Genomic DNA, 11,432 nt, shown 5'->3' on the forward strand with positions numbered 1-11,432 from the left:
GGATCAGTATCATTCCGCAGCGATGGCGCCGGTCAAGACCCGGAGGCAGCTTTCGATCGAAGCCTGCTCGATGCCGGCATAATGATCGAACTCGTTGAGCACGGTCGCGCCGAGATCGCTCTCGAAGCGCTTCTGGTTCGGGCTGGCAACAAAGTCCTGCTGGGCGCCGTCACCGAGGTTCGACTGGAAGATACCCGCGGCGCTGACCGGCAGGAAGTCTTCGTAGACGATCGCATCGAACTGAACGAGGCCGGCTGCGATCAGCGCTTCGATGTCGCGTGCAGCAGAGATGCCAGCCTTGCGGCCTTTTTCCGTCAGCGAATAGCTGAAATAGCCGAGTCCGGCTTCGCGGATGCCTGCCCAGGTGTCCGGGAAGGGCTCGAAAGCCCCTGCAAGCGCCGCTTCGTATTCGCGGGCGTTGGAGCCGTCAGCCGCCGGGCGGACGATCTTGCGCGAGGCGTCGAGCAACTCGTCATAGAGGGCGCGGCCCTTCGGGGTCAGCGCGATGCCGCGCTGTTCGATCTCGCCGAAGCGGGCGGTGTGCGAACCTTCCTTCCAGGTGCCGTCGGCGTCCATGAAGGAGACCGCCTCTTCGAGCGCCTTGAACGAGGTCTGGCGCAGGAGGATCGGGCACTTGCGGGTCGGCGGACCCTCGACGACGGCCTTCGGGGCAATCGCGTATTCCGGCATCAGCGCCTGCACCTTGTCGATGTCGAGCGTGCGCGGGGTGAGATGATTGATGTGCGGGCCCTTGAAGGAGACGACGTCGGCGATCAGGCGATGGGCGTCATGCAGGCGCTTGTACATGTCGGGGCTGACATTGGCCTTGTCGTGCCAGCGGAAGGTTTCGAGCACTTCCGAAACGAAGCGCTCGGCATCCGCCTTATCGAGGCCTCCGTCGCGCTCGGCCTTTTCCGTGAGCGCCACGGCGCCGTCGGTGAAGATCTGGCGCGCAGCCAGGATGACGTCGGCTTCGGCGCGCAGCGCTTCGTCGGCGATGAGGTCGAGACGCAGCAGCGAGGTGAAGACGCGGAACGGGTTGCGCTTGAGCGCCGCGTCGCCGACCGGACGGAAGGCGGTGGAGTGAACCGGAACGCCGGCGGTCGACAGGTCGTAGTAGCCGACCGGAAACATGCCCATGACGGCAAAGACGCGGCGCATCATCGCAAGTTCGGCAGGTGTGCCGAGCCGGATCGCACCGTGGCGCTCCTCTGAGATGCGGTCGAGCGTATCCGTCGCGTCGAGGCGCTCCTTCAGCTTGGGATCGGCGGCGAGCGTATCGTCGTTGACCTTGGCGACCAGCTCCATCAGCGTGCCGTAAGCCGGCACCTCTTGGCGGTACATGACCGACATGGCTGCGGAAAAGGCCGAGCGGATGTCGTCGGCGGATACGAAACTATTCTCTTTCACTGGGGCTCGCCTCGCGCTATGGGTGAAGGACAAGGTCATTCTCATTTCGGATCATATCCGATCGAACTGGCCATTGATCGCGTTGCTTCTGACTATGTTGATGCGAGGGCGGAATGAAGTTGAGCCGCAGACTGGTTCCCGACGTGACGACGCTGCAGGCGTTCGAATGCGCGGCGCGACACGGCAGCTTCACGCAGGCCGCCGCCGAGCTGAACCTTACCCAGAGCGCCGTCAGCCGCCAGATCAAGGATCTCGAAAACCAGCTCGGGGTGCTCCTGTTCGAGCGCGTGCGCCAGCGGGTGATCCTGTCCGACGCTGGCCAGAAGTTTCTGCCGGAGGTGCGCCGTCTGCTCAACCAGACCGAGGAGCTGATGGTGCGGGCGATGGCGTCTGCCCGGGCGGATTCGACGCTCTCGATCGCGTCGCTGCCGACCTTCGGCAGCCGCTGGCTGGTGCCGCGGCTTCCCGATTTCCTCAAGCGCCATCCGGACACGGTGATCAACATCGCGTCACGCTCGGCGCCGTTCGATTTCGAAGAGCAGAATTTCGATCTCGCCATTCATTATGGCCAGCCGGTCTGGGCACGCGCCACCTGCAGCTATCTCTGCAGCGAGATCATCGTGCCGGCCGCAAGCCCTGCCCTGCTGGCGGACCATCCGATCGCAACCCCGGAAGACCTGGTCGCCGGTCCGCTCCTGCATCTGGCCACCCGGCCCAAGCTCTGGGCGCAATGGTTCGAGGCCAACGACATGGACGGGCGAGGGGCCTATCGTGGCAACCGCTTCGACCAGTTCTCCATGGTGATCGAGGCGGCGACCGCCGGCCTCGGTTTTGCGCTTCTGCCGCGCTATCTGATCGAGCAGGAGATTGCCGCCGGCACGCTGCGGATCGTGCTCGACCGGCCGATGCAGACGGAAAACAGCTATTATCTCGCAGTGCCCGAGGGCAAGCTCGAAAACCCGATCAGCCTTGCTTTCCGCGAGTGGATCACCGAGCAGGTGGGCTAACGCCAGCTGCGCTTTTGTGCATTTCAAGGGAACCTTCGCCGCCCCTTCACGTTTCGCCTTGTCTGCCATCCGCGATGAAGCTTGAGAAGGGGCATTTGAGAGAGCTGTATCGAAGTGCCAAGGGGGTCCGCACATCGGTCGATTTCGACCTGGAACGACTGTGCGCAAATCGTCCAATCTTGTATGAGCAATCCTTGCAAGCTGTTGGCACCACGGCTAAAAAATGCCATTTTCATGCATCACCGCGGCCTTGAAAATCAATGCGCCGCCGGCTTTGCGATCTCCGATGCCCAGTCGCGGGCGGTGCCTGTTACCGCCAGATTCCGGTTTCCCGGGACATGACGGTGGATGGGAGGACACATGACCGTGTCTAGCAACGCGCCGGCTCAGCCTGAATTCTCAGGTCCGCAGCCAACCCGGCACCCCGACGAGGGCCGGGCCGATCAACCCCGGTTGGATTCAGAACCCGTACCCATGCAGCTTCAAACTACGCCGCCCACCTCTCCGCGCGAACCGGAAGCCAAGCAGATCGATTACAACGATTCGATCCGCGCCACCTTCTTCTCGATGGAGGACCTCCGCCAATGCGGCGAGGATCTCGCGGCCAAGGGTGTCTCCTCGCTGCCGGGCTTCTTCCCGTTCGAGTTCCGTCCGCGGCATCGCGAGAACGAGAACGAGATCCTGCGCGTCTACCGGGCGACGGCCGCGGACGTCGAGGCCGGCGCAACGATCACGCCGGCCGCCGAATGGCTGCTCGACAACCATCACGTCGTCGAAGAGGCGATCCAGGAAGTGCGGCGCGATTTCCCGCGCCGGTTCTATCGCCAGCTTCCGACGATTTCGGTTTCGGGCACGGTGATCCCGCGCACAATGGCGCTCGCCTGGCTCTACGCTGCCCACACCCACAGCACGGTGACGCGCGAAAGCATCACGGCCATGGTCGAGGGCTTCCAGAAGCACGACACCTTCAAGATCGGCGAACTCTGGGCACTGCCGTCGATCCTGCGCTTCGTGCTGATCGAGAACCTCAGACGGATCGCCATCCGCGTCGAACGCTCGCGCGGCATGCGGCGCAAGGCAAACGACGTCGCCGACCAGATCATCCGCATTAGCGATCCGGAAAAGTCGCGCACGCTGCTTGTGGAATCGGAAGCGCTGGCGGCCGACAATACCTTCGTCGCGCAACTGCTCTATCGCATGCGCGATGGATCGCAGACCTCGGGCGCCGTCATCGGCTGGATCGAGGAGCAGCTTGAAAAGCGCGGCAGCGATGTCGAAAGCGCGCTGGTTGCCGAGCAGAACCGCCTGTCGTCCGGCAATGCGACGATGAGCAACATCATCCGCAGCCTGCGCGAGATCGACGACACCGACTGGGCCGTCTGGTTCGAAAGCGTCAGCAAGATCGACGCCGCACTTCGCGAAGGCTCCGACTATGCGGCGCTCGATTTCGGCTCGCGCAACAAGTACCGCGACACGATCGAAAAGCTGGCGCGCCGCTCGGGGCACAGCGAATTCGAAGTGACGCAGATCGCCATCCAGATGGTGCGCGAGGCGGAAGTCGCGGCGGAGACGGAAGCGCCACTGCAACAGCCGAATGTCGGATCGTTCCTCGTCGGCAAGCAGCGCAAGCTTCTGGAAAGGAAGATCAGCTACCGGCCGTCGGTGTTGCAGAGCATCATTCGCCTCAGCCGCAAGCTCGACTGGTTTGCGATCGCCGGGCCGAACATCCTTCTGACCATCCTGGCGATGATCGCCGTATATTCCTTCGTCAGCCCGATGGAGATCCCGAACGGCGCGAAGCTGATCATGTTGCTGCTCTTTGCCCTGCCGGCTTCGGAAGGTGCGATGGGCCTGTTCAACACGCTGGTGACGCTGTTCGTCAAACCGTCGCGGCTGGTCGGCTACGAGTTCCTCGACGGGATCCCTCAGGACGCCCGCACGCTTGTTGCGGTGCCGTGCCTGATTTCCAAGCGCGATCACGTCGACGAACTGGTGCGCAATCTCGAGGTCCATTACCTCGCCAACCCGCGCGGAGAGATCTACTTTGCGCTGGTCAGCGACTGGGCCGATAGCAAGGACGAGGAATCGAGCGCCGACGCCGACGTGCTCGACTATGCCAAGCGCGAGATCGCCCAGCTTTCGGCGCGTTATGCCTATGACGGCAAGACCCGCTTCTACCTGCTGCATCGCCGCCGCCTGTATAACGAGCAGGAAGGCGTGTGGATGGGCTGGGAGCGCAAGCGCGGCAAGCTGCATGAGCTGAACATGCTCCTGCGCGGTGACCGTGACACCTCGTTCCTGCAGGGCGCCAACACGGTGCCGGACAACGTGCAATACGTCATGACGCTCGATTCCGACACGCGCCTGATGCGCGACGCGGTGACGAAGCTCGTCGGCAAGATGTACCATCCGATCAACCGTCCGGTCGTCGACCCGAAGACGCAGGACGTGATCGCCGGCTACAGCCTGCTGCAGCCGCGCGTGACGCCGTCGCTGACGACCGGCAGCGAAGCCTCCGCCTTCCAGCGCATCTTCTCTTCCAACCGCGGTATCGACCCCTATGTCTTCACCGTGTCCGACGTCTACCAAGACATTGCCGGCGAAGGCAGCTTCACCGGCAAGGGCCTCTACCATGTCGACGCCTTCGAGGCGGCGCTGAAGGGACGTATTCAGGAAAACGCCGTTCTCAGCCACGACCTGCTCGAAGGGTCCTACGTGCGCTGCGCGCTCGTCACCGACGTCGAGCTCGTCGAGGACTTTCCGACCCGCTACGAGGTCGAGATGTCGCGCCAGCATCGCTGGGCGCGCGGCGACTGGCAGCTGCTGCCCTACATCTTCAATTTCTCGAACGGGCTGTCGATGCTCGGGCGCTGGAAGATGTACGACAACCTGCGCCGTTCGCTGATCCCGCTCGCCTGGCTCGTCGCCTCGGTCATGGGCTGGTATTACATGGAGCCGACCGAAGCGCTGATCTGGCAGATCGTGCTGATCTTCAGCCTGTTCGTCGCCCCCACCCTGTCGCTGATCAACGGCCTCCTGCCGCGCCGCAACGACATCGTCGCCCGAGCGCACCTGCATGCGGTCCTGACCGAAGTCCGTGCCGCCAACGCCCAGGTCGCGCTGCGCATCGTCTTCATCGCCCACAATGCGGCGATGATGGGCGACGCCATCGTGCGTTCGCTCTACCGCACCTTTGTCAGCGGCAAGCTGATGCTCGAATGGCGCACGGCCGCCCAGGTGCAGAGTGCCGGCCACGGCACCATCGGCGACTATTACCGCGCCATGTGGATCGCGCCGGCGCTGTCGGCGATCTCGCTGGCCCTCGCGGCGATTTCCGACACCGGCCTGCCCTTCATCGGCATTCCCTTCGCACTGCTCTGGGCGCTGTCGCCCGCCGTTGCCTGGTTCGTCAGCCAGTCGGCTGAAACAGAAGACCAGCTCGTCGTTTCCGACGAGGCGATCGACGAGATGCGCCTGATCGCGCGCCGCACCTGGCGCTACTTCGAGACCTTCGTCACCGCCGAGCAGCACTTCCTGCCGCCGGACAACTTCCAGGAAACGCCGCAGCCGGTTCTCGCCGAGCGGACGTCGCCGACCAATATCGGCGTCTACCTGCTTTCCGTCATGTCGGCGCGCGATTTCGGCTGGATCGGCTTCGAGGAGACGATCAACCGGCTGGAGCAGACGATCGCCACCATCGACCGGATGCCGAAATATCGCGGCCATCTGTTCAACTGGTACCGGACGAATACGCTCGAAACCATGGAGCCGCGCTACATTTCGTCGGTCGACAGCGGCAATCTGGCCGGTCACCTGATCGCCGTGTCGTCAATGTGTCGCGACTGGGCGGAAGCGCCGTCGGCGCATGTCCAGGGCAGCCTGATCGGTATCGGCGACGTCGCTGCGATCCTTCAGGAGGTGCTGCGCGACCTGCCCGACGACCGCAAGACGGTACGTCCGTTGCGTCGCCTGATCGAGGAGCGCATCGTCGGCTTCCAGAATGCGCTCGCCGCGATCATGCGCGAACACGAGTTCGCCTCGATCCGTGTGATCAACCTGGCCGTTCTGGCGCGCGACATGCACAAGCTCACGGTCAACCTCGACCACGAGGTGCGCACACCGCAAAGCAGCGAAGTGACGAAGTGGGCCAACTCGCTCGTCACCACCTGCGAAGCTCATATCGCCGATGGCGTCTTTGACCTCGGCGCAATCGAATCGCTGCGCCAGCGCCTGCTGGTGTTGAAGGACCGGGCACGCGACATCGCCTTCTCGATGGATTTCGGCTTCCTCTTCCGTCCGGAGCGGCGCCTGCTGTCGATCGGCTTCCGCGTCAACGCCAACGAACTCGACGAGGCCTGCTACGATCTTCTGGCGTCGGAAGCCCGTCTCACCAGCCTGTTTGCCATCGCCAAGGGCGATTTGCCGACCGAGCACTGGTACAAGCTCGGCCGACCGATCGTGCCGATCGGCGCGCGCGGCGCGCTGATCTCCTGGTCCGGCTCGATGTTCGAATACCTGATGCCGCCGCTGGTCATGCAGGAGCGTCAGGGCGGTATCCTCAACCAGACCAACAATCTGGTCGTGAAGGAACAGATCAACCACGGCCGTCGCCTCGGCACGCCGTGGGGCATCTCGGAAGCGGCGTTCAACGCGCGCGACCACGAACTGACCTACCAGTACACCAACTTCGGTGTGCCGACGCTCGGCCTCAAGCGTGGTCTCGGCCAGAACGCGGTCATCGCGCCCTACGCCTCGATCCTTGCCTGCATGTACGATCCGAAGTCGGCGCTCGCCAACCTCGGGCGTCTTCGCGAAGTCGGCGCGCTCGGCGCCTACGGCTACCACGACGCCGTCGACTTCACGCCGACGCGCGTGCCCGAGGGCCAGAAGTGCGCGGTCGTTCGCAACTACTATGCGCACCACCATGGCATGTCGATCGCGGCTGTCGCCAACGTCGTCTTCAATGGCCGCCTGCGCGAGTGGTTCCACGCTGACCCGGTGATCGAGGCTGCAGAACTGCTGCTGCAGGAAAAGGCGCCGCGCGACATTCCGATCATGAATGCCAAGCGCGAGCCGGAATCGGTCGGCAAGGGCCAGGACGATCTCCTGCGCCCTGAGGTCCGCATCATCGAGAACCCGCTTTCGCAGGACCGCGAGACCGTGTTTCTCTCCAACGGCCACTACTCGGTGATGCTGACGGCCAACGGCGCGGGTTATGCGCGCTGGAACGGCCAGTCCGTCACCCGCTGGAAGCCGGATCCGGTCGAGGACCGTACCGGCACCTTCATCTTCCTGCGCGATACGACGACCGGCGACTGGTGGTCGGCGACCGCGGAGCCGCGGCGTGCGGCCGGTGAGAAGATGCTGACCCGCTTCGGCGACGACAAGGCGGAATTCGTCAAGACCGTCGGCGACCTCACAAGCGAGGTCGAGTGCATCGTCGCCACCGAGCACGATGCCGAGGGCCGTCGTGTCATGCTGCTCAACACCGGCACCCAGGACCGCTTCATCGAAGTGACCTCCTATGCCGAGCCGGTGCTTTCGACCGACGAGGCCGACAGCGCCCACCCGGCGTTTTCGAAGATGTTCCTGCGCACGGAAATCAGCCGCCGCGGCGACGTCATTCGCGTCAGCCGCAACAAGCGCAGCTCCAGCGATCCGGACATGGAAGTGGCGCATCTCGTCACCGACAATGCCGGCAGCGACCGCCACACGGAAGCCGAGACCGACCGTCGCCGCTTCATCGGCCCGGGCCGCACGCTTGCCGAAGCCGCCGCCTTCGATACGGATGCGGCGCTTTCGGGCACGGACGGCTTCACGCTCGATCCGATCATGTCGCTGCGCCGGGTCGTGCGCGTGCCCGCCGGCAAGAAGGTCAGCGTCGTCTTCTGGACGATCGCCGCCCCAAGCCGCGAGGAGGTCGATCGCGCGATCGACCGCTACCGCCATCCGGAGACCTTCAACCAGGAGCTCATCCACGCCTGGACCCGTAGCCAGGTGCAGATGCGCCATGTCGGCGTGACCTCGCAGGAAGCGGCAAGCTTCCAGATGCTCGGCCGCTATCTCGTCTATCCGGACATGCATCTGCGTGCCGATTCGGCGACGGTTCAGGCCGGCCTCGATTCCCAGTCGAAGCTCTGGCCGCTGGCGATTTCGGGCGACTACCCGATCTTCTGCCTGCGCATCAACGACGACGGCGATCTCGGCATCGCCCGCGAGGCGCTGCGCGCCCAGGAATACCTGCGCGCCCGCGGCATCACCGCCGATCTCGTCATCATCAACGAGCGCGCCTCGTCCTATGCCCAGGACATGCAGCACGCGCTCGATTCCATGTGCGAGAACCTGAGGCTTCGCGGCCTCTCGGACGGTCCGCGCCAGCACATCTTCTCGGTGCGCCGCGACCTGATGGAAGCCGAGACGTGGTCGACGCTGCTGTCGGCCTCGCGCGCCGTCTTCCATGCCCGCAACGGCACGATCTCCGACCAGATCGCCCGCGCCAACTCGCTCTATTCGCCGGCGCCGGTAAAGGGTGCCGAAAAGAGCAGCGAGTTCGTCGGTCCGCTCCTGGCGGCGCCGCAGGAAGCGGCAGATGTTGCACCGGCGGAGATCAAGGGCGACGATCTCTCTTTCTGGAACGGCTTCGGCGGCTTTGCCGAAGGCGGACGCGAATACGTTGTGCGCCTGCGCGGCGGCGAAGCGACGCCGCAGCCCTGGATCAATGTCATCTCCAACGAGCAGTTCGGCTTCCATGTTTCGGCCGAAGGCGCTGCCTTCTCCTGGAGCCGCAATTCGCGCGACTACCAGCTGACGCCTTGGACCAACGACACCGTCATCAACCGTCCGGGCGAAGCGATCTTCATCCGCGATATGGCGAGCGGCTCGGTGTCTACGCCCTATGCGGCGCTGTCGCGTCGTCGTTCGGTCGTGTTCGAGACGGTTCACGGGCTCGGCTACTCGCGCTTCCGCAGCAGCCAGGACGATCTCGACATCGAGGCGACCCACACGGTTCATCGCAGCCTGCCGGCCAAGCTCGTTCGTCTCACGGTGCGCAACCGTGCCGCGACGGCGCGGCAGCTGCGGCTTTACGGCTATGCCGAATGGGTACTCGGCAACAACCGCGCGCGCTCGGCGCCCTTCATTCTCTCGAAGTGGGACGAAGAGACGTCGGCCCTGGTCGCGACCAACCCCTACAGCATCGACTTCGGCGGACGTTCCGCCTTCTTCACCGTCGATGGTGGCGAAGCGGCCGGCTACACATCCAGCCGACGGGAGTTCCTCGGCTCGCTCGGGGGCATCCTCGTGCCGCAGGCCGTGCTTTCGGGTACGGATCTCTCGGGCTCCGTCGATGTCGACGGCGATCCTTGCGCGGTTGTCGCGACCCATCTGACGATCGAACCCGGCGCCGAGCGGCAGGTCACCTTCATTCTCGGCGATGCCGACAATGAAGAGCAGCTTCGCGCCGTCGTCGGCGAACTGCGTCAAACCGCCTTCGATACGGTGCTTGATGCGGCAAAGTCGTTCTGGCGCGATTTCACCGACATCGTGAAGGTGGAAACGCCGGATCCGGCCTTCGACGCCATGATCAACAACTGGCTGCCCTATCAGAGCCTCGGGTGCCGCATCATGGCGCGCTCGGCTTTCTACCAGGCGAGCGGAGCCTTCGGCTTCCGTGACCAGCTGCAGGATACGCTGGCGTTCCTGATCCATCGGCCGGAGCTTGCCCGGGCGCAGATCCTCAACGCCGCGGCGCGCCAGTTCGTCGAAGGCGACGTACAGCACTGGTGGCTGCCGGGAACCGGCGCGGGCGTGCGCACGATGATCTCCGATGACGTGGTCTGGCTCGCCCATGCCGTCACCCACTATTGCACGGTGACCGGCACCTCCGACATTCTGGCGGAACGGCTCGCCTTCATCACCGGCCCGGCGCTGGAAGAGGGACAGCACGACGCCTTCTACAAGCCGGAGATCTCCGAGGAGATTGGCGACGTTTACGAGCATTGCGCCCGTGCCCTCGATCTTGCGATCAAGCGGACCGGCGAAAACGGCCTGCCGCTGTTCCTCGGCGGCGATTGGAACGACGGCATGAACCGGGTGGGCCAGGCCGGCAAGGGCACAAGCACTTGGCTCGGCTGGTTCCTCGCAGGCACGCTGCGCGGCTTCCTGCCCTATGCGCGCGAGCGCAAGGACGAGGCCCGCGTCACCCGTTGGGAAGCCCATCTCGAAGCGCTCAAGACGGCGCTCAACGCGGCGGGCTGGGACGGCGACTACTATCGCCGTGGCTACTACGACGACGGCACGCCGCTGGGCACCAGCGAAGCGCTCGAATGCCGGATCGATTCCATCGGCCAGTCCTGGAGCGTGCTCTCGGGCGAAGGCGACGAGCAGCGCTCGCTGAAGGCGATGGATGCGGTCATGGCCGAACTCGTCGATCCGGACCAGCACATCGTGCGGCTGTTCACGCCGCCGCTCGAGCGCACGGCGCAGGATCCGGGCTACATCAAGGCCTATCCGCCCGGCGTGCGCGAGAACGGTGGGCAGTATACCCATGCGGCTACCTGGGTGGCGCTCGCTTTTGCCGAACAGGGCAGGGCGGAAGAGGCCTGGCGCGTGTTCAACATGCTGAATCCGGTTTCCCATGCGGGAAGCCGCGAAGCGGCGGAACACTACCGCGTCGAGCCCTATGTGGTTGCCGCCGATATCTATGGCGAGGGCGACCTTGCGGGACGCGGCGGCTGGACCTGGTACACCGGTTCGGCCGGCTGGCTCTACCGCGTCGGTGTCGAAGGCATCCTCGGGATCCGCAGGCAGGGTGACAGGCTGGTTATCCGGCCGGTGCTGCCGGCGGCCTGGAATGGCTACTCGGCTGAAGTGACGCTCAATGGCGCGCGGCACAAGATTTCGGTTGAGCGCGACAAGAAAAGTGGCGAGCCGATCGTCAGCGTCAACAATAGTGTCACAAAAAACGCGCATGAAGGCATTTTGCTGTAACGGCCGGCATTGAAGACAGGATGAAAC

At 64.4% G+C, this 11,432-nt stretch carries 3 protein-coding genes; 2 read left to right on the plus strand and 1 reads right to left on the minus strand.

Annotated features, from left to right (window positions below; genetic code table 11):
* Window positions 1-9: 9 nt before the first annotated feature.
* On the minus strand, window positions 10-1,410 hold the full coding sequence (gene hglS, locus OKW20_RS23820) for a 2-oxoadipate dioxygenase/decarboxylase HglS (protein ID WP_429176153.1): 1,401 nt from the start codon (window positions 1,408-1,410) through the stop codon (window positions 10-12).
* A gap of 113 nt (window positions 1,411-1,523) precedes the next feature.
* Here hglS and OKW20_RS23825 point away from each other — a divergent pair, with 113 nt between their 5' ends.
* Window positions 1,524-2,417 (plus strand): LysR family transcriptional regulator, encoded by an 894-nt coding sequence (locus OKW20_RS23825; RefSeq protein WP_043625779.1) that lies wholly within the window; start codon window positions 1,524-1,526, stop codon window positions 2,415-2,417.
* 360 nt (window positions 2,418-2,777) lie between these two features.
* Window positions 2,778-11,405: a cyclic beta-(1,2)-glucan synthase gene (gene ndvB / locus OKW20_RS23830; protein WP_429176156.1), complete on the plus strand. Its 8,628-nt coding sequence runs from the start codon at window positions 2,778-2,780 to the stop codon at window positions 11,403-11,405.
* Window positions 11,406-11,432 lie beyond the last annotated feature (27 nt).

The organism is Ensifer sp. LBL (assembly GCF_050435225.1).
Taxonomy (GTDB): domain Bacteria; phylum Pseudomonadota; class Alphaproteobacteria; order Rhizobiales; family Rhizobiaceae; genus Ensifer.